The 19,249-nt window shown below is 64.9% G+C and carries 13 protein-coding genes; 7 read left to right on the top strand and 6 right to left on the bottom strand.

Features of this window, described 5'->3' with window-relative positions; all coding sequences use genetic code 11:
- Positions 1-17 precede the first annotated feature (17 nt).
- Positions 18-1,043: a Gfo/Idh/MocA family protein gene (locus H582_RS0117705; RefSeq protein ID WP_240479038.1), complete on the top strand. Its 1,026-nt coding sequence runs from the start codon at positions 18-20 to the stop codon at positions 1,041-1,043.
- Here the strand turns inward: H582_RS0117705 and H582_RS28290 are convergent.
- Complete coding sequence (locus tag H582_RS28290) at positions 1,029-1,910, bottom strand: 2-hydroxyacid dehydrogenase (RefSeq protein ID WP_052333394.1); 882 nt, start codon at positions 1,908-1,910, stop codon at positions 1,029-1,031. The two genes, H582_RS0117705 and H582_RS28290, sit on opposite strands and share 15 nt — an antisense overlap.
- A 21-nt stretch (positions 1,911-1,931) precedes the next feature.
- Positions 1,932-2,318: a MerR family transcriptional regulator gene (locus tag H582_RS0117715; protein WP_028599586.1), complete on the bottom strand. Its 387-nt coding sequence runs from the start codon at positions 2,316-2,318 to the stop codon at positions 1,932-1,934.
- Positions 2,319-2,423: 105 nt separating this feature from the next.
- Between H582_RS0117715 and H582_RS0117720 the strand changes: the two genes are divergently transcribed.
- Together H582_RS0117720 and H582_RS0117725 are read left to right on the top strand one after the other, a co-directional pair.
- On the top strand, positions 2,424-3,395 hold the full coding sequence (locus H582_RS0117720; RefSeq protein WP_028599587.1) for an aldo/keto reductase family protein: 972 nt from the start codon (positions 2,424-2,426) through the stop codon (positions 3,393-3,395).
- Between the two features lie 162 nt (positions 3,396-3,557).
- Positions 3,558-4,379: a divergent polysaccharide deacetylase family protein gene (locus H582_RS0117725; protein WP_043111531.1), complete on the top strand. Its 822-nt coding sequence runs from the start codon at positions 3,558-3,560 to the stop codon at positions 4,377-4,379.
- On the opposite strand, the gene H582_RS0117730 is transcribed toward H582_RS0117725, so the two are convergent.
- On the bottom strand, positions 4,344-5,081 hold the full coding sequence (locus tag H582_RS0117730; RefSeq protein WP_028599589.1) for an N-acetylmuramoyl-L-alanine amidase family protein: 738 nt from the start codon (positions 5,079-5,081) through the stop codon (positions 4,344-4,346). The two genes, H582_RS0117725 and H582_RS0117730, sit on opposite strands and share 36 nt — an antisense overlap.
- 126 nt (positions 5,082-5,207) lie before the next feature.
- Here H582_RS0117730 and H582_RS0117735 point away from each other — a divergent pair, with 126 nt between their 5' ends.
- Entirely contained in the window at positions 5,208-5,390 is a 183-nt protein-coding gene (locus tag H582_RS0117735; RefSeq protein ID WP_028599590.1) for a YqzE family protein, read from the top strand.
- On the opposite strand, the gene H582_RS30290 is transcribed toward H582_RS0117735, so the two are convergent.
- The 3 genes from H582_RS30290 to H582_RS28300 all read right to left on the bottom strand — a co-directional run bounded on the left by H582_RS30290 (position 5,387) and on the right by H582_RS28300 (position 9,304).
- On the bottom strand, positions 5,387-6,391 hold the full coding sequence (locus H582_RS30290; RefSeq protein WP_028599591.1) for a hypothetical protein: 1,005 nt from the start codon (positions 6,389-6,391) through the stop codon (positions 5,387-5,389). The genes H582_RS0117735 and H582_RS30290 overlap by 4 nt on opposite strands.
- A 139-nt stretch (positions 6,392-6,530) precedes the next feature.
- On the bottom strand, positions 6,531-7,478 hold the full coding sequence (locus H582_RS0117745; protein WP_028599592.1) for a YqhG family protein: 948 nt from the start codon (positions 7,476-7,478) through the stop codon (positions 6,531-6,533).
- Positions 7,475-9,304, bottom strand: coding sequence for a DEAD/DEAH box helicase (locus tag H582_RS28300; protein WP_084137405.1), 1,830 nt, complete (start codon positions 9,302-9,304; stop codon positions 7,475-7,477). Before H582_RS28300 ends, H582_RS0117745 begins: the two co-directional genes overlap by 4 nt.
- Positions 9,305-9,477: 173 nt before the next feature.
- Between H582_RS28300 and H582_RS0117755 the strand changes: the two genes are divergently transcribed.
- The 3 genes from H582_RS0117755 (at position 9,478) to H582_RS28310 (ending at position 19,073) form a co-directional block, all read left to right on the top strand.
- Entirely contained in the window at positions 9,478-12,507 is a 3,030-nt protein-coding gene (locus tag H582_RS0117755) for an adenosylcobalamin-dependent ribonucleoside-diphosphate reductase (RefSeq protein WP_043111532.1), read from the top strand.
- Between the two features lie 424 nt (positions 12,508-12,931).
- Positions 12,932-14,344 (top strand): arsenic transporter, encoded by a 1,413-nt coding sequence (locus tag H582_RS28305; RefSeq protein WP_052333395.1) that lies wholly within the window; start codon positions 12,932-12,934, stop codon positions 14,342-14,344.
- A gap of 190 nt (positions 14,345-14,534) precedes the next feature.
- Entirely contained in the window at positions 14,535-19,073 is a 4,539-nt protein-coding gene (locus H582_RS28310) for an endo-1,4-beta-xylanase (protein WP_052333396.1), read from the top strand.
- Positions 19,074-19,249 lie beyond the last annotated feature (176 nt).

The raw sequence follows: 19,249 nt of genomic DNA on the forward strand, positions 1-19,249 counted from the left end.
GGAGGTTTAAGTTCGACATGAAAACGATGACGTTCGGCATTCTCGGCTGCGAGCATGCGCATATCGGAGTTTTTCTTGAGGAAATGCTGGCACTGGGCCATGTCTGCGCCGGCATCTATGACCCCCGCCATACCGCGCTCGCATCGCAGCTGGCCGCCCAGCATCAAGTGCCTCTGCTGAGCGAATGCGACAGGCTGCTGGCGGAGGAGGTGAAGCTGATCGGCACTTCGGCGATCCACAACGAAAAAATCGAAGTGATCGAGACATGCGAGCGTCACGGCAAGCCTGTCATGGTCGACAAGCCTGCGGTGACGGATCGAGAAGGGTATCGACGCTTGAAGGCGGTCATGGACCGGGGAGTCATTCAAGTCGGCATGCTGCTCACGGAACGATTCCAGCCGGCCATCCATGCCCTGAAGCAGCTCATCGATCGAGGGGATCTAGGGCAATTGGTGTCGATCGGAATCCGCAAGCCGCATCGGTTGAGCCCGGAGAGCCGCCCCCCGTGGTTTTTTTCCAAAACGCAGAGCGGCGGCATCATCGTGGATCTTCTCATCCACGATTTTGATCTGCTCCGCTGGCTGACGGGCAGCGAGATCCGCCATGCGGAAGGGGTTGCGGTCAAGCGCATCCTTCCGGAGCATCCGGATTTTTATGACGCGGCCTCCTTGCAGGTCCTCATGGACAATGGCCTGGTCGCTCAATTGTATGCCGATTGGCATACGCCCAGGCAGAGCTGGACGTGGGGGGACGGAAGGATATTCGTCGCGGGCACGCGCGGCTCGGCCGAATGCCGGCTGGCGGGAGATCCGCTGGCGATTGGCGCGCAGGCGGAGCCGCTGCTGCTGACGGCGACGCATACAGAGCCCTTCGTCCAAGCGCGGCTGGATTCTCCGCCGTCCATCACGGCAGATTTTCTGAAGCGCCTCGAGGGCGGAGACTCGATCCTGACAGGCGAGGACATCCTGGCCTCGGTCAAGGCGGCGATTGACGCGGACGAGCGGTCGCGCTTCATCGTCTCCGACCCGCTACTTCCGCTCTAGCACGGCATTCACCAGAACCATGTCGCATTCATAGGTGGATCCTCCTAGATGAGGGGTCAGCACGACATTGGTTCTTTCCGCCAGATAGGCGGGCTGCACATCGTTTTCCCGCCAAAAGACATCGAGACCGGCGGCGCCGATCGTGCCGTTTTCCAGCGCTTCTTGAAAAGCCTGCTCCTCGATGATGCCGGCTCTTGCGGTATTGATCAGGATGCAGCCTTTTTTCATGCGCGCAAATTGCTCTTTCCCTAATGCGCCACGAGTCTGCTCGTTCAGCGGCAGGAGGATGCAGAAATAATCCGCCTGCGCGAGCATGTCCTCGACGGAGGCATAAGCGATGCCCAGCCTTTGCTCCTGCTCCGCCGGGAGGCGGCGGCAATCGTTGTACAGCCTGTTCATGCCGAAGCCGGATATCAATCCGGCCAATTCGATGCCGATCTTGCCCATGCCCCAAATCCCGATGGTTTTTTGCTGGAAATCCCATCCCGAGTAAGGGATTTTCAAGTCTTGACCGCTCCATTCGCCGTTGCGCACGGCCCGGTCCGCCGGCACGATATTTCGTGCCGCGGCCATCATCAAGGCCAGCGTATGCTCCGCTACGGTGCGCCACAAGCTGTGTGCCAGCGTCAGAGCAATTCCTTGCTCCTTCATCCAAGCGGCGGCCGAGCTGCTGCAGGAGTGGCAAGCGACAGCCTTGAGCCTGCTCGTCGATTCGCTGAACGCCCAATGATCGGGCACCGAATACACCAGCGCGGCGGACGCCTCCGGCAAGCGGCTGTCGTCGCTCGTGATTTCGTAATGCGCTTTCAATTGCTCCCATGCGAGAGGATGCAGGGAGACTTCGGCATAACAAATCGGCTTCGGCATGGAGAACCTCCTGAAAGAAAGTTAGGAATGGACCGGGGCATCGATGTGGAAGATGCCGATTTCATCATAATGATCCAATTTATAGTTGATCATGTCAAGACTGCGGGTCAAGGAATCGATCTGCTGCAGGACATGCTCTTTGTGCTTCTCCAGCATGATTTTCCTTTGCTCGCAGGTCGACGCCCCCTCCAGGCACAAGCCCATGAAGTCCTTGATCTCATTCAAAGGCATGCCGTTGTTTTTGAGGCAGCAGACGAGCTCCAGCCAGCAGATGTCCGTCTCGGAATATTGGCGAGTTCCGTAATCCGTCCTTTTCAGCAGCGGCATCAAGCCTTCTTTGTCATAGTAGCGAAGAGTAGAGACGGGCAGGCCGAGGCGTTCCGAGACTTGCTTGATCGTATAGTCCATGCAGATCTTCTCCTTTGGCAAGGTGGGTCAATCAAACGCTTGACCTGAAGTTAACTTTAGCCTTTATGCTCGTAAAGAACAACCCAACTAGGAGGAGTGAAGGCAATGAAATACAGAGCAATCGGCAAAAGCGGCCTCAAGGTAAGCGAGATCGGTCTTGGAAGCTGGCTGACATACGGATCGGTTACGGCCGAGGAAACCGCCAAGGCGTGCATTGATAAAGCCTACGAGCTAGGCATCAACTTTTTCGATACGTCCAATTCCTATGAGGGCGCGGAGGAAGTGCTGGGCCGGGCTTTGAAAGCCTATCGCCGCAGCACCTATGTGCTCGCGACGAAGGTGTTCTTCCCGCAGGGCCGAGGCCCCAACGAGCGCGGCCTGTCCCGCAAGCATATCATGGAGCAATGCGAGGCGAGCTTGAAGCGGCTGAACACCGATTACATCGATCTGTACCAGTGCCATCGCTTCGATGACACAACTCCGATCGAAGAGACGCTGCGGGCGCTGGACGATCTGACGGCTCAAGGCAAAATTTTGTACGCGGGCGTCAGCGAGTGGTCCGCCGAGCAAATCAAGAGCGCCGCTGCGATCGGAAAGCAGCTCAATCTGCGTCCTTTGATTTCCAACCAGCCGATCTACAACCTCTTCGAGCGCTATATCGAAAAAGAAGGCGTCATCCAGCAATGCGAGGAGGCAGGCTTGGGCCAAGTGGTCTTCTCGCCGCTCGCTCAAGGCGTCCTGACCGGCAAATATAAACCGGGCCAAGGCATTCCGCAAAACAGCCGCGCGGCCAACAACCAGACGAACGGCGTCATCAACAGCTACCTGCGTGAAGACGTGCTCGCTTGCACGGCCAAGCTGGAAGCTCTGGCGTCGGAGCTGGGAGCGAGCCTGTCCCAATTCTCCTTGGCGTGGGTATTGCGCCAGCCGAACGTAAGCTCGGCCATCAACGGCTCCAGCCGTCCTTCGCAGCTGGAAGAAAACATCAAGGCGCTCGATCTCGTCCTGACCGACGATGTGCTCCAGCGGACCGAGGAGATCTTGTCCGAGGTCAGCGGCTTTGCCCCGATGAGATAAGCATTCGTTCGACTATGGCTTCCCGCTGCTTCGGCAACGGGAAGCCATTTTTGCGTGCTGCGCAAGCAAGAGCCTCAATTTGCCTTTACGCTCGCCGGCATAAGCGTCTCCATTCGGATGCAAAATGAACAGGAAAGCCCGAATAGAAAGGGGATTCTTGCCATGACCACATTCCGAAAAAGCTCCGTGATCGCGCTCGCCGCGCTGCTGCTGCTGCCTTCCTGGGCCGGAGCGTCCGCGCCGCAAGCGCAGCAGCAGCGGGGCGGACAGCAAGCCGCGGCGCAAAGCCGCGTCGCCGTCGTCATCGACGACTTCGGCAACAAGATGAAGGGAACCGAGGAGATGTTCAAGCTGCCGGTGCCGGTGACGGCCGCCGTCATGCCGTTCATGCCGACTTCGCGCCAGGATGCCGAGCAGGCGCATAAGCTCGGCCTGGACGTCATCGTGCATATGCCGATGGAGCCGAACCAGGGCAAGCCGGAGTGGCTCGGACCCGGCGCGATCCGCGCCTCGATGAGCGATGCCGAGGTGAGGCAGGCGGTGGAGAAGGCGATTGCCGAGGTGCCCCATGCCGTCGGCATGAACAACCATATGGGCAGCAAAATAACCGCGGACGAGCGCATCATGCGCGTCGTGCTCGCGGTCTGCAAGGAGAAGGGATTGTTTTTCCTGGATAGCCGGACGACGTTCAAGACCGTCATCCCGCGTGTCGGCGCCGAGCTGGGCGTGCCGGTGCTGAGCAACGACATCTTCCTTGATGACGTCTATACCGCGAGCCATGTTTCCGGTCAGATCGTCAAGCTGCGGAAGCTCGCCCGCGAGAAAAACGACTGCATCACGATCGGACACGTCGGCGTGCCGGGGCTCATCACCTCCGCCGCCGTGCGCTCCGCCGCCGCATCGATGCCGCAGAGCCGATTCGTGCGGTTGACGGAGCTGCTGCCGGCCTCAGCGGAAGAGAAGCTTGTACTGCCGCACGCCTGAGGCGATCGCTTCGGCGATTTTCTGCTGGCCCTCCATCGAGGTCAGCATCGCCCGATCGTCCCCGTTGCTGATGAAGCCCATCTCGACGATGACGGCCGGCTGCTTGACCGTGTTGAGCAGATAAAACGGGCTGCCCGCGCGCGGCAGCTCCGCCGTAAGCTGCTGGCGGTTGAGCGCGTCCTGCACGCAGAGGGCGAGCAGTACGCTTTCGCCGCGGTTTTTCTGATGCAGCACGACCGGACCGCGGGCCGCGCCGCGCTTGGACCAGTTCACATGCAGGCTGACCAGCATGCCGGTATGGATTTCTTCGGTCAGGCCGGTCCGCTGGGACAGGTCCTTCTGATGCCGCGACCGGCTGCCCAGCCAGCGGTTGTCGTCGCTGAGCGCGTAGTCGTCGACCCGGTTCAGCACGGCGCTGACGCCGAGCTGCTGCAGCCGCACGAGTAGCTTTTTGGCGACCGCCAGGTTGGTGTCCTTTTCCAGCACCTTCTCGTAAAAGGTGCCGCCGTCGATGCCGCCGTGGCCGGCGTCGATCAGCACCTCGGCATACGGAAGCGCGCCTTTGTAGCTGGGACCGCCGGCTTCTTCAAGAGGCGGCGCGAGATCCAGCGTCGGAGCGGCATAGGCGGACATGGGCGCAAGCAGCGCCAGGGCGACGGTCAGCGCGGCCGCCCGGCAGCGGGGAAGCTTCTTCTGCTTCATCCTCGATCCTCCATTCATGGAAAGCTTACGGATACTTTTCCACTCGAAGCCGGGCTCTATTCGCGTTTAGGAGCAGCCGGCGGCGGAAATACTATCTCCATGAACGAAGCGACGGAGGGATGAGGCATGGATTCGGAAGAATGGATCAAGGATATGACGGAGCGGTTCGTCCGCTATGTCGATACGCCCAGCCAAGTGCGCCGCCAGAAGCGGCGGGAGCGCAAGAGCAGCCGCGAGCCGTGGCTGACGCGCTGGTTCGGCATGTCGGGCATGGGCATCAGCATGTGGCTGCGCGGGCTGAAGCGCTAAGCGGTCGCAACATCGCCGACGGGATAAAAAGAGCCTGCCGCCGCAGCGTCGACCAGCGGCAAGTAGCGGATGCCGGCCGAGCCCGCCATGCGGAACGCGCCGAACGCCGGCGCGCCGCTCCAGCGGTGGAACCCGGCGGCTTGTCCGATGAACAGCGCTTTGCCGCCGTACGCTTCTGCGGCGTAATCGAGCGCGGTTCCGGCTTGCAGCCGCTGCAGCAGCTGCGCCTCGGTCGGCGCGGACAGCGGCCGCTGCAGCAGCCAGGAGAGACGCTGCAGCGGATCGTCGCCGGCGAACAGGCGATGGCTTGCCAAATGGACCGGCTTCGTTGCTGAAGCCGGTTTTTGGCTTGTCGCGGCATGGAGCGCGGCTGCTTGCCCGGAGGCCGAACGCGCCGCGTCGCTCGCCCAGCGGCTCCAATCGGCGTCCGAGATCGGCAGCAGCTCGCCGCTCGCCGCATCGGCGTAGCGGACGCGGCCTTGTCCGTCCTGAAGCCTCCAGACGGCGGCGAAAGGCGATGCATATCGCTTGCGCGCCGTGAAGTCCGCGAGGCTTTTTCCTTCCTTCTTCAGCCCCTGACGAAGCGCCGATTCGCGGAACAGCGGGCTTTCGCCGACGCCGTATTCGCCCAGCTCGACGCTACCGTCTTCCTTGGCGTTCAGAATCATGTACCCGGCTTGCTCGCCGCTGTCCGCTGCGAATACGTCGGCAAGCCAGGCATGCGTGCCGGGACCGAGCGGCTCCAGGCGCAGCTCGGCCGATTTCCAAGCGGCGAATTCGGGCAGGCGCGCCAGCTCGTCCCGCCAGCTCGCGGCTTGCGCCTGCAAGCGGGAGCGGAAGGCATCCTCGGCGGGAGCCTTGTCCGAGCTCGCGTAGCGGGACGGCGCCTTGGACACGGCGAGAGAGAGCGGCGGCGCGGCGGCGGCAGCGGCGGCCGGCAGGGCGCCCAGCATCAAGGCGAGCAAGGCGGCCGCGGCGGCGCGCAGCGAGGATTGGGCCATTACGATTGCCTCCTGTCGATTCGATTCTGCTTCAGTCTACCGCGGATCGCGGGCGAAGGCTGTTGCTTGCTGTCAGCTCCGCCGCGCCTGCGCCGGGGCTATTTGTGGCGGATGGACGGACATGCTGGCGAAAAGGCGCTCATTCGATCCCCTCGAGATGGAACAGGCCGCCGTTGATGGCGGATACCGTCACCCGCGGCTCGTACTGCCAGCGGATTTCCTGGCGCCTCGTCTCGAATTGGGCGGCGATCGCGTCCCGCTGCTCCTCCTCGGCCGACTCCAGCAGCCGGTCGTAGTAGTGGGCGAGGATGTCCAGCTCCTCCTGGAGCCTGCGGCTCGCGCCTTCCGCCCAGCTGAAGTCGGCGGCGCGCAGCTTCCGCTCCAGATGGCCCTCGATCAGCGACATCGCCCGCGCATGCGTGAGCCCGTTGCGGGCGGCATGCACGTTGGCGGGCAGCTTCGGCGTCAGCTTGAGGCCGGACAAGCGCTCGTGGAAGTTTTCCTGGATGTTGCCCGTCGCCAGCGAGATGCCGTAGGAGTGGATCTCCTCGCGCTTCATGTCGCAGGCGAACTCGACGCGCAGGTTGACGCCGAGCCAGGCCGTGTAGGCGACCGACTCGAACGGATGGAGCGAGCGGCGCTCCGGCTCCTGGAACAGGCAGACATAGCTGCCGCCGCTGCGGGCGGCGGCGAACAGCTGGTCGAGCTTGCGCGAGCCGAAGTACAGGTCCTCGCGCGGCGTGCGGCCCTGGATCGAGCCGTGCACGAAGCCGATCGAGCGGGCGAGGGCGCTTTGCGCCGCCTGATCGAGCGAGCCGGGCTCGGCGGCGGCTTCCGCCTCGGCCTTGGCCTGGCGCAGCTGCTGCTCGTCGTAGCGCTTGCTGTCGGTGACGAACAGGTACGTCATCGTCTCGGGCTCGACGCCCGCCCGGTCGACGTAGCTCCAATAGTACGGGCGGTTCGTCAGCTCGCGGTCGGCGGCGGGGGAGAGCTTGACGGTCAGATGCATCGGCGACTTCTCGACGATGCGGGAGCCGGTCGCCTCGGCGTAGCGGGCGACGAAGCGCTGCACTTGCTTGTCGTTCATGGCGCATCGACCTCCACGGGCTGGGATATGCCGTCGAGCAGACGGTTCAGCGCCTGCTTGCGCTCGGCGCGGGAGAGCTTGCGGCCGTCTGCGCCGGAGAGCCGGACCTTCGGCGAGGCGGCCGGCTGCTCGGCGAGGCTGCGCAGCGAGCGGCCGAGATGGTCGATGCCCTCGGCGAGCGCCTCCTCGTCCGGCGCCTCCAGCATGACGCGCGCGAGCCGCTGCTCCATCGACTCCTCCTGCTCGAACCGCTCGAGGATATGGTCGAGCTCGCCGATGACCGATTCGAACATGTCGATCTTTTCATGCAGCAGGTTCACGATATGCTCCTCGATCGTGCCGAGCGTGCACAGGTTGTATACCTGCACGTCCTCGGTCTGGCCGAGCCGGTGCACGCGGCCGATCCGCTGCTCGACGCGCATCGGATTCCACGGCAGGTCGAAGTTGATGATGCGGCTGCAAAACTGCAGGTTGATGCCCTCGCCGCCGGCTTCGGTCGCGATCATGACCTGGGCGCGGCCGCGGAACAGGTCCATCATCCAGTCCTTCTTGCCCCGTCCCATGCCTCCCCGGTACGGCACGGCGGTAATGTCCGAGCCTCGGAAAAACTGCAGCAGGTATTCCTGCGTCGCGCGGTATTCGGTGAAGATGATGACCTTGCCGTCGCTCTCGCGCACGAGCTCCATCGCTTTTTCCGCCTTCGTATTGGCCTTGATCCGCTTGATGACCTCGATCAGCTCCCAGATCTTGCCGCGGACAGGCGAATCCTCCTCCGTCTTCTTGAACAGGTTGACGAGCGTCAGGAACACGGAGTCGCGGCTCGAGCACACCTCGCGCTGCAGCGTCACGAGCGAGAGCATGCTCGTCAGGCTGCCGCCGCTTTCCTCGTAGCGCTCCTTGACAAACGCGGTGACGGCCTCGTACAAGTCCATCTCTTCCTTGGACAGGCGCAGCGGCACGTTGCGCACGATCCGCTTCGTGAACTGCACGTCGCCGTCGCCGCGGCGGTTGCGGATCATGACCGAGGAGAGCGCCTCCTGCAGCTGATCCTCGTTTTTCGGCATCCGCTTGCCGACGACGAAGTTGGAGGCGAACTCGCCCTGCCCGCCGAGCTGGCCCGGCTTGAGCAGCGTGATGAGGTTGTACAGCTCGTCGAGATCGTTCTGCACCGGCGTCGCGGTGAGCAGCAGGCAATATTTTTTGCGCAGCTGGGTGATGAACTGGTAGTTGGTCGTCTTTTTGTTCTTGAGCTTATGCGCCTCGTCGATGATGAGCATGTCGTAGTCGGTGCCGAGCAGCAGGTCGCGATGCGGCTCGCGCTTGGCGGTGTCGATCGAGGCGACGACGACATCGTAGTTCCACGTATGCGCGCGCTTCTGGGCGACGGCGGTGATGCCGAACTTCGTATTCAGCTCCCGCACCCATTGCAGCACGAGCGAGGCCGGCACGAGGATGAGCGCCCGGCGCACGAGCCCCCGCACCATGTATTCCTTGAGCACGAGCCCGGCTTCGATCGTCTTGCCGAGGCCGACCTCGTCAGCCAGGATCGCCCGTCCGCCCATGTCGTGCAGCACCTTGACGGCCGTCTCGGTCTGATGCTTCATCGGCTCGAGGCCGTTCAGGAAGCGCAGGCATTGCAGCTCGTCGAAGCTTTCGATGCGCCGGGACTGCTCGGCCTCCATCGCCAGCTGGTACAGCGTCCAATCGTCCCACGGGCCGTTGCGGTCCACGCGGGCTTGCAGCTCCTCGAACCAGGATCGGTCCATCCTCAGGTCGACGAGCGGATGAAGCCGTCCCGATCCGCCTTCTTTGACGGTTCGCGTCATCTCTATCGGCCCCTCTCGTTGTCATATGCCATTCAGTATGCCCAGCGTCCGGGAGTTCAATAAGGGGAGGCGGAATCGGACATTTATCACATGTTGATCTAGATGTCGTAGGATATAATGGAGTAGACACTAGATATGGGAGATAGACCAGCGAAGCGAGGAGAGTGCATGCGATGACGGCGACCCGTTTGGAAGGCTTGAGCGAAAAAATCTTTTTGGACCGCTATGCCTGGAAGAAGGCCGATCCGCGCGAGGCGAAGCCCGGCGACACTGTGCTCGTGCTGACGAAGGACGATCCGGCCTTCCCGGCTAAAGAGGTCGGCGAGGTCGTCGCGCGCTCCGGCTCGCGGGCGACGGTGCGGACGCGCTCCGGCGAGCTGGTCGAGACCGAGGCGGACCGTCTGACGCTCGCGGAGGAGCGCGAGCCCGGGCAGATGTGGGACCGGCTCGCCCGCGCGATGGCGGCGGCCGAGCCGGACGAGGAGAGCCGGCGGCTGTGGAAGGAGCGCTTCCGCTCGCTGCTGGACGACTGGAAGCTCGTGCCGGGCGGGCGCATCGCGGCCGGAGCGGGCACGAGCGAGGAACTGACGCTGTTCAACTGCTATGTGCTGCCGTCTCCCCGCGACAGCAGGGGCGGCATCATGCAGACGCTCGGCGAGATGACGGAGATCATGTCGCGCGGCGGAGGCGTCGGCATCAACCTGTCGTCGCTGCGTCCGCGGCGCGCGCCGGTCGCGGGCGTGAACGGCAGCTCCAGCGGCTCGGTCAGCTGGGGCGGGCTGTTCAGCTACACGACGGGACTGATCGAGCAGGGAGGCAGCCGGCGCGGCGCGCTCATGCTCATGCTGAACGACTGGCATCCCGACCTGCTCGACTTCATCGCGGTCAAGCAGACGAGGGGCGAGCTGACCAACGCCAATCTGTCGGTCTGCGTGAGCGACCGCTTCATGCAGGCGGTCCGGGAGGATGACGACTGGGAGCTGGCCTTCCCTGACACGAAGCATCCGCTCTATGACGAGCATTGGACCGGCGATCTGGCCGCATGGCGCGAGCTCGGAGGCGCGGTGACGGCTTGGCGGACGGTCAAGGCGCGCGAGGCGTGGGCGGCGATCGTGGAGTCGGCCTGGAAGTCGGCGGAGCCGGGCGTCGTCTTCATGGAGCGCTACAATGAGATGTCGAACAGCTGGTATTTCAATCCGCTCATCGCGACCAATCCATGCGGCGAGCAGGCGCTGCCGCCTTGGGGCGTCTGCAATCTGTCGGCGATCAACCTGTCCCGATTCCACGACGAGAGCCGCCAGGACGTCGACTGGGAGGAGCTGGCCCGGGTCGTGCGCGGGTCGGTGCGGTTCCTGGACAATGTCATCGACACGACGCCTTACCATTTCGCGGCGAACGAGCGCAACCAGCAGCGGGAGCGCCGCATCGGCCTCGGCACGATGGGACTGGCGGAGCTACTGATCCGGCTCGGCATCCGCTACGGCAGTCCGGAGTCGCTCGCGTTCCTCGACCGGCTGTACAGCTTCATCGCGCGCGAGGCTTATCTCGCCTCGGCGGAGTTGGCGGCGGAGAAGGGGCCGTTCCCGGCGTTCGAGGCGGAGCCCTATTTGAAAAGCGGCTTCATGCGGAGCCTGGCCGAGCGGTTTCCTGAGGTCGCGGAGGCTGTCCGCCGCAGCGGCATGCGCAACGTCACCGTGCTGACGCAGGCGCCGACGGGCAGCACCGGCACGATGGTCGGCACGTCGACCGGCATCGAGCCCTATTTCGCCTTTGAGTATGTTCGCCAGAGCCGGCTCGGTCTCGACCGGCAGCTCGTGCCGATCGCGCGGCAATGGAAGGAGGCCCATCCGGGCGAGGAGCTGCCGGAGCCGTTCGTCACGGCGATGGACCTGTCCGCCGAGGACCATATCCGCGTGCAGGCGGCGATCCAGCGCTGGGTGGACAGCTCGATCTCCAAGACGGCCAACTGCCCGGCGGACTTCACCGTCGAGGACACGCGTCGTCTCTACGAGCTGGCGTACGAGCTCGGCTGCAAGGGCGTGACGATCTACCGCGACGGCAGCCGGGATACGCAGGTGCTGAGCGCGGCCGAGGGCAAAAAGGGCGAGGAAGGGCAAGGCGCGGCACGCGCTGCTGAGGGCGGCGGTGCTGAGGGAGACGGAGCTGCGGCCGGGGCGGACGCCGGGCAGGCAGGGGGAGGCGCAGGGGCGGCGGGCGAGGGCGCCGTATCAGGGGCGGACGCCGGGGAGGGCGCGGCAAGCGGATTTGCAGGCAGCGCAGCCGCTGGGGCGGACGCCGGACAGGGCGCGGCACGCGGATTTGCAGGCAGCGCAGCCGCCGGGGCGGACGCCGGACAGGGCGCGGCACGCGGATTTGCAGGCAGCGGAGCCGCCGAGGCGGACGCCGGACAGGGCGCGGCACGCGGCGACGCGGCCGAACCACCGGTACTGTCCTCGCCTGTCTCGTCCGCGTTGGTCCCGTCAACATCGGTCCCGTCGACCTCGGCCCCATCGACCTCGGTCCCATCCGGGCGCATCGTTGACCACGAGTACAAGCGGCGTCCGGCGGTGCTGCGCGGCTCGACATATCGGATGAACACGCCGCTCGGCATGGCGTACATCACGATCAATGATCTCGACGGAACGCCGGGAGAGATTTTCCTCAACGTCGGCAAGGCGGGATCGGATGTGTTCGCGATGGCGGAAGCGCTCGGACGCGTCTGCTCGCTGTTCCTCCGGTACGGCGAGCACGGACGGAAGGTCGGCCTGCTCATCAAGCATCTGAAGGGAATCGGCGGCTCCGGGGCGACCGGCTTCGGCGCGAGCCGCGTCGAGTCGATCGCCGATGCGGTCGCCAAGGCGCTGGAGCAGCATGCCGCCAGCGGCGGCGAGGCAGCCGCGCCGGACGCTGGAGCCGGAGAGCGCGGCAGCCGCGCAAAGGACGCGCCGCTCGGTTCCGAGATGCATGCCGGTTTCCGGGCGCCTGCCGACTCCGGTGCGGATGCCGGTTCCCGGGCGCATGCCGGCTCTGATACGCATGTCGGTTCCCGGGCGCATGCCAGCTCTGATACACATGCCGGTTCCCGAGCGCATGCCGAAGAACGGGCCGTCGCGGCGGATCTATGCCCCTCCTGCGGCAGCGCGGCTCTGCTCCGCTTGGAAGGCTGCAGCACCTGCGGCAGCTGCGGCTACAGCCGCTGCTGAGCGGGAACCTGGCCTGATTCCGCCGAACGATTGCAGAGGCTGGAACGCGAGGCCGGTCCGTTCTCTCGGGAAGGACCGGCCTCTTTATGCAACCCGAACTTTTCGGGCTACAGCCCTCAAACCGGGCTTTGGAGCAGCTGCAACCCGATTTTATCGGGTTGCAGCTTGCAAACCGGGCTTTGAAACAGCTATAACCCGATTTTATCGGGTTACAGTTCGCAAACCGGGCTTTGAAACAGCCGCAACCCGAATATATCGGGTTACAGCTCGCAAACCGAGCTCTGAACCAGCTGCAACCCGATTTCATCGGGTTACAGCTCGCAACTCGGGCTTTGCAAAAGCTGCCACTCGGTCATGCACATTTTTTGTATAATAGAGTCCGTGCGTTTAAGAGAAATAGAATGGCGGGGGAGAGCAATTTCATATGGCTGCGGCAGCGATATTCATCCTTACCTTGATTCTGGTCATCTGGCAGCCGCGCGGGCTCGGCATCGGCTGGTCCGCCTCGGTCGGCGCGCTGCTGGCGCTCGCGCTCGGCGTCGTCACGCTGCACGATGTCGCGGCGGTGACGGGCATCGTCTGGAACGCGACGCTCGCGTTCGTCGGCATCATCCTGATCTCGCTCGTGCTCGACGAGATCGGGTTTTTCGAGTGGTGCGCGCTGCATATGGCGAGGCTGGCGGGCGGCAGCCGGCCGCTGCTGTTCGTTGCCGTCATCCTGCTCGGGGCGGCCGTCTCGGGCATGTTCGCCAACGACGGGGCGGCGCTCATCATGACGCCGATCGTGCTGGCGATGGTGCGGGCGCTCGGCGGCGGCGGGCGCTTCGTGCTGGCGTTCGTCATGGCGAGCGGCTTCATCGCCGACACGGCTTCGCTGCCGCTCGTCATCAGCAACCTCGTGAACATCGTGTCGGCCGACTTTTTCGGCCTGTCGTTCGGCGAGTACGCCTCGCGCATGATCGTGCCGACGCTCGTCTCCATCGGCGCGAGCCTGCTCGTGCTGGGGGCGTTCTACCGCCGGGACGTGCGCGGCCGCTACCGGGCGGAGGAGGTGCGCGCGCCTGCGGACGCGATCCGGGACCCGCGGCTGTTCCGCCTGTCGTGGATCGTGATGGGCGCGCTGCTTGCCGCCTACTTCGCGAGCGACCTGCTGAAGCTGCCGGTGTCGCTCGTGACCGGGGCGGCGGCGCTGCTGCTGCTCGGCGCGGCCCGCCGCAGTCCGGCCGTCTCGATCGCCAAGGTCGTTCGCGGCGCGCCGTGGTCGGTCGTCGTCTTTTCGATCGGAATGTATGTCGTCGTGTACGGGCTGCGCGGCGCCGGACTGACCGGAGAGCTCGGAGAGATGCTTGCCGCGGCGGCGGAGCACGGGCTGCTCGCCGCCACGCTGGCGACGGGCATCGCTGCGGCGCTGCTGTCCTCGGTCATGAACAACATGCCGACCGTCATGATCGACGCGCTGGCGATCCAGCAATCCGGCGTCTCCGGACCGATCCGCGAGGCGATGGTCTACGCCAACGTCATCGGCTGCAACCTCGGCCCGAAGATGACTCCGATCGGCTCGCTCGCGACGCTGCTCTGGCTGCATGTGCTGGCGGGCAAAGGAGTCCGCATCTCCTGGGGCTATTATATGAAGGCCGGCATCGTGCTGACGGTGCCGACGCTGCTGCTCGCGCTCGGCGGGCTGTACGTCTGGCTGCGCTTCCTCGCGGCCGGCTGGCTGAGCGCCGGCTGGGCGACCGCTCTAGTCCTCGGCCTACTGCTCGCGGCCGGCTGGGCGGGACTCGCGCTGCTGCGGCGGACGCGCGGCTTGAAGCAGGCCCCATCCATCGACGCCTGAACCGCTCGGTTCGGCGTATTTTTTCATGCCTTCCCCGTCAAGTTCTATGGATTTCGAAGCAAATGCTATAGTTTGCAGGGTAAACTTGCGCGAATCGGCTCGTTATAATGTAAGGGCTTACATAGAAGCGGAGGGAAATTGTAAGCGGTTCAAATGTTCCTCGACCATCATGAAGGAGGGGTTGTCCATCATGTTTTCCAGTTGGAAAAAATCCGGCCGCCGGGCGCTGACGCTGGCGCTGGCGGCGCTGCTGCTCGCTCCGCAAGGCGGGATGCTCGGTCCGCAAGCGGCCCGCGCTTCCGCGGAGCCGGAGGCTAAGGCGCTCGCGGCGAGCGCAAGCACGGCGACAGGGGCCGTCTATGGCTTCGAGGGCGGCACGACGGCGGGCTGGAGCGTGTTCAACTGCGGCTCCGGAGCAGGCGCGCTGTCCGTCTCGAACGAGCAGGCGGCGAGCGGACAAGCTTCGCTCAAGCTGGCGAATCGCGGCTCGCAAACCTGCAGTCCGAGCCTCGAGCTGAACTCGCAGCTGCAGGAAGGGCATGCGTACAAGATCTCCCTGAAGACGCGCCTTGCCCAAGGAAGCGACCAAGCCCATGTCACGATGCGGACGACGGGCCAGAGCAACAACTATACGTGGATCGTCGGCAACAAGCCGGTGAGCGATGCGGAGTGGACGACGCTGTCCGTCGACTCGTACACCCGTCCGCCGGGCTCGACGCTCATGACGCTCTACGTAGAGACGGCCGCATCGTCCGCCGACCTGTATGTCGATGAAGTCGAGATCGTCGATCTGACGGCCGGCCCGCAGGAGCCTTCGGAGCCCGGCGAGGCGGCGATCGAGTTCGGCTTCGAGGACGGCACGTCGATGGGCTGGGGGCCGCGCGGCAGCGAAACGGTCGCGGTCAGCTCCGAGGCGGCCCGCACCGGAACGTACAGCATCAAGGCTTCCGGCCGCACCGAGAGCTGGAACGGGCCGAACCGCGATCTGCTCGGACAGCTTCAGCCGTCCGTGCCGTATGCGGTGACGGCGTATGTCAAGCTGGCTGCGGCTCCGGCGCAGCCGAGCACGGTGCGGCTGTCGATGGAGAACAAGGCGCCCGGCAGCGACGCGAAGTATACGACGCTCGCCTCGGCGAGCGTGTCCGGCACGGACTGGGTGCAGCTGAAGGGAACGTTCAGCTATTCCGGCGAGCTGGAGACGCTCAAGCTTTACGTCGAGACGTCGAGCGTGGACGATGCGTTTTATGTGGACGACGTGTCGATCGCGCCTCCGGCGCCGAGCTCGATCGAGAAGGATCTGCCGAGCCTGAAGGAGGCGTACGCTCCGTACTTCCGCATCGGCGCGGCGGTGACGAACACTCAGCTTGTAGGCGTGCACAAGGAGCTGCTGGATCTTCATTACAACTCGCTCGTCGCGGAAAACGCGATGAAGCCCGCGTACCTCAGCCAGGGCTTCGACCAGTTCGACTGGTCGGGGGCCGACGTGCTGGCGAACTACGTGCGCGCGGAGAAGCAGGCGGGACGCGACATGAACCTGCGCTTCCACACGCTGCTCTGGCACAGCCAGGGCTCGGACTGGATGCTGCAGGACGAGAGCGGCCAGTTCCTGGCTCCGACGCCGGAAAACAAAGAGCTCGTGCTGGACCGGCTGCGCAACTACATCGCTGCCGCCGTCGAGCGCTACAAGGATGTCGCGACCGACTGGGACGTCGTCAACGAGGTGATCGACGAGGGACGTCCGGACGGCATGCGGGATTCCCAGTGGTACCGCATCACCGGCCTCGACTTCATCCGCACGGCGTTCGAGACGGCGCGCGAGCATGCGCCGGACGCCAAGCTCTACATCAACGACTACGGCACGCAGAATGCGAAGAAGCGCGATTTCCTCTATGATCTCGTCGTCAAGCTGCGCGCCGAAGGAGTGCCGATCGACGGTGTCGGGCATCAGACGCACATCAACATCGCCGGTCCGTCGGTCGCCGAGATCACGGAGTCGATCCGCAAGTTCGGTGCGGCCGGCTTCGACAACCAGCTGACCGAGCTGGACGTATCCGTCTATACGAACAACACGGACTCCTACCAGACGGTGCCTCAGGCGCTGCTCGACAAGCAGGGCTACCGGTACAAGGAGCTGTTCGACGCCCTCAAGAAAGTGGATGACGAGGGCGAGCGCAATGGCGTTCCTGGCGGATACATCAGCAACGTGACGTTCTGGGGCATCGCCGACGACCATACGTGGCTGCATGACCGTCCGAGCGGCACGGGCCGTCAGGACGCGCCGTTCGCCTTCGACAAGAATTACAAGGCGAAGCCCGCCTTCTGGGGCATGGTCGATCCGAGCCGCTTGCCGGTCGTAGGCAAAAGCGCCGTTTCCCGCCAAGGAGCGCTGGGAAGCGGAGGCGGCGGAGATCAGGCCTGGCAGAAGGTGCCGGCTCTGAAGACGGAAGAGATCGGAACGCTGCAAGCCTCGTTCAAGACGCTGTGGGACGGCGGCAGGCTGCATGTCCTTGCGGACGTGCGCGACGCCTCCGTCGGCGCCGGCGATCAGGTCGAGCTGTTCCTGAAGGACGGCGATCGGACGCTGGTCCGTACGGTCGCTCGCGGCGCTGAGGGCGCAGCGGAAAAAGCGGGAGGCTACGCGGTTCTGGCTTCGTTCGAGCTGCCCGATCCGCTTCAGATCGGCGCGAAGCTGAAGTTCGACCTGCGGGTGACGGATACCGGAGTGAACGACGGCTCCGAGCAGGGCAGCAACGGCGCGATCGTCTCCTGGAGCGATCCCCGCAGCGCGCAGGAGCGCGACGATCTCGGCTACGGCGAGCTGACGCTGGCCGCGGCATCAAAGGAAGCGAAAGCCCGCTACGGAACGCCGGTCATCGACGGCGAGGCGGACGGCATCTGGCAGCAGGCCGACGAGCTGCTGACCCAGGTGGCGGTCGAAGGTCCGGCCGACAAAGGGGCGACGGCAGCTTTCCGCACGCTGTGGGACGAGGACAATCTGTATGTATACGCGGTCGTGAAGGACCCGCTGCTGAGCGATGCGAGCGCCAACGCCTGGGAGCAGGACTCGATCGAGATCTTCGTCGACCAGAACAACGGCAAGACGCCGGTCTATGAGGGAGATGACGGCCAGTACCGCATCAACTTCAAGAACGTGCGCACGACGGGCGGCCATGCCAGCCAAGACAACTACGCTTCGGCGGTCCGCATCGTCGACGGCGGGTATGCGGTCGAGGCGAAGATCGCGCTGGATGCGATCCAGCCGGCAGCAGGCATGTACATCGGCTTCGACCTGCAGGTGAACAACGACGAGACGGGCAGCGGCGTCCGCTACTCCGTCAAAAACTGGGCGGACGGCTCCGGCCAGTCCTACCAGGATACGAGCGGACTCGGCATGCTGCAGCTGGCCGAGGCCGTCCAGCCGGGCGAGCCTGGCGAGTCGGAGTCGCCGCAGCCGACGTCCACGCCGACGTCCACGCCGACGCCGACATCGACGCCTGGTGGCCAGCAGCCTCCGGCTGCGAGCACGCCTTCTCCATCGCCGACGCCGGGGCCAGTCGTCACGAGCGGCACGGCAGGCGCGACCGTCGAGCTGACGGAAGCGTACCTGCGGCGCCTGCTTGAAGCGGCCGCCGTCGGCGAGGCGGGCAGCCGCCAGATCGCCGTCGATCTCGCCGCGCTGTCCAAGGCCGACGCCTTCGAAGTCCGTCTGCCGGCCGGCTGGCTGGCCGGACAAGCTGCGCTGACGCTGCAGCTGGACGCCGGCTTCGCGGCCGTCTCGCTGCCGGGACAGCTGCTGCAGGGCGCCGGGCTGGCGCCTGACCGCGTCGTGACGCTGCGGCTCGCCAAGGCATCCGCGTCCGGATTGCCGTGGAGCGTCAGCTCCTCGGGCCTGCCGGCGCTGCAGTGGAGCCTCGAAGCGGATGGAAAGGAGCTCGCACCGAGCTCCGCGACGGGAGCCTCCGCGACGCTGGCCGTGCCGAAGGACGGACCGGCGATCGCATCCGCCCCTGCGGCGTCGATCCGGTTCCGCAGCGGCACGGGCGCGCTCGTGCCGGTCATCCGCTCGGCGTATGACGCCGCCGCGGCGGAGATCCGCTTCCCGCTCTCCGCGTCCGGCCTGTATGCGATGACGGTTGTGCCGGCGTCCTTCTCCGATCTATCCTCCGCCGCATGGGCGAAGGAAGCGGTCGAGACGCTCGCCGCGCGCGGACTGATCCAGGGCACCGGAGCCGGCGCTTACTCGCCGTCGGCGCCGATCCGCCGCGCGGATTATGTATCGCTGCTGCTGCGCCTGCTCGAGCTCAAGGGCGGAGCGGCAGCCGGCACGCAAGCTCCGTTCGCCGACGTTCCGGCGAACGCGCCGTACGCCGCCGAGCTGCGCGCCGCCAAGGAGCTCGGCATCGCCGGCGGCCAAGGCGGCGGCACGTTCCGGCCGCAAGCGCCGCTCAGCCGCCAGGAAATGATGGCGCTGACCGTGCGCGCGCTGCAGGCGGCTGGATGGCCGCTCGACAGCGGCAGCGGCAGCGGACTGGCCGGCTTCAAGGACGCCGGCCAGGTCGCGGACTATGCCCGCGCGGACGCGGAGAAGCTCGTCGCGGCCGGACTTGTCCGCGGCGACGAGGCCGGCCGTCTGAATCCGGCCGGCGCGCTGACCCGCGCCGAAGCGGCGGCCGTTTCTCCACGCGGTTTGGAAGCTGCTCCTGCCTTGATCGGGCAAGCAGGATCCTAACCAGAACATCGTCCATTCTTGATCGGTGGAGGCGGTTAAAGCGAGCTTCCTTTAGAAGCGTTAGACAGCTAAAGCCTTGCCGAGGTCGATGAAAGCGACCTTGGCAAGGCTTTTTTTGAAAGAAAGACACGGAATGGATTCAAGCTGGTAGTGTGCGAGCGTGCATCGTCATCAGC

This window comes from Paenibacillus pasadenensis DSM 19293 (assembly GCF_000422485.1).
GTDB lineage: Bacteria > Bacillota > Bacilli > Paenibacillales > Paenibacillaceae > Paenibacillus_O > Paenibacillus_O pasadenensis.

What these genes read in the sequence shown, in the direction of transcription:
- H582_RS0117705 (WP_240479038.1), top strand. Translation starts at nt 18, where the DNA reads ATGAAAACGATGACGTTCGGCATTCTCGGCTGCGAGCATGCGCATATC.
- H582_RS30290 (WP_028599591.1), bottom strand. Translation starts at nt 6,391, where the DNA reads ATGGCCCAATCCTCGCTGCGCGCCGCCGCGGCCGCCTTGCTCGCCTTG.
- H582_RS0117730 (WP_028599589.1), bottom strand. Translation starts at nt 5,081, where the DNA reads ATGAAGCAGAAGAAGCTTCCCCGCTGCCGGGCGGCCGCGCTGACCGTC.
- H582_RS0117720 (WP_028599587.1), top strand. Translation starts at nt 2,424, where the DNA reads ATGAAATACAGAGCAATCGGCAAAAGCGGCCTCAAGGTAAGCGAGATC.
- H582_RS0117735 (WP_028599590.1), top strand. Translation starts at nt 5,208, where the DNA reads ATGGATTCGGAAGAATGGATCAAGGATATGACGGAGCGGTTCGTCCGC.
- H582_RS0117725 (WP_043111531.1), top strand. Translation starts at nt 3,558, where the DNA reads ATGACCACATTCCGAAAAAGCTCCGTGATCGCGCTCGCCGCGCTGCTG.
- H582_RS28305 (WP_052333395.1), top strand. Translation starts at nt 12,932, where the DNA reads ATGGCTGCGGCAGCGATATTCATCCTTACCTTGATTCTGGTCATCTGG.
- H582_RS28290 (WP_052333394.1), bottom strand. Translation starts at nt 1,910, where the DNA reads ATGCCGAAGCCGATTTGTTATGCCGAAGTCTCCCTGCATCCTCTCGCA.
- H582_RS28310 (WP_052333396.1), top strand. Translation starts at nt 14,535, where the DNA reads ATGTTTTCCAGTTGGAAAAAATCCGGCCGCCGGGCGCTGACGCTGGCG.
- H582_RS28300 (WP_084137405.1), bottom strand. Translation starts at nt 9,304, where the DNA reads ATGACGCGAACCGTCAAAGAAGGCGGATCGGGACGGCTTCATCCGCTC.
- H582_RS0117745 (WP_028599592.1), bottom strand. Translation starts at nt 7,478, where the DNA reads ATGAACGACAAGCAAGTGCAGCGCTTCGTCGCCCGCTACGCCGAGGCG.
- H582_RS0117715 (WP_028599586.1), bottom strand. Translation starts at nt 2,318, where the DNA reads ATGGACTATACGATCAAGCAAGTCTCGGAACGCCTCGGCCTGCCCGTC.
- H582_RS0117755 (WP_043111532.1), top strand. Translation starts at nt 9,478, where the DNA reads ATGACGGCGACCCGTTTGGAAGGCTTGAGCGAAAAAATCTTTTTGGAC.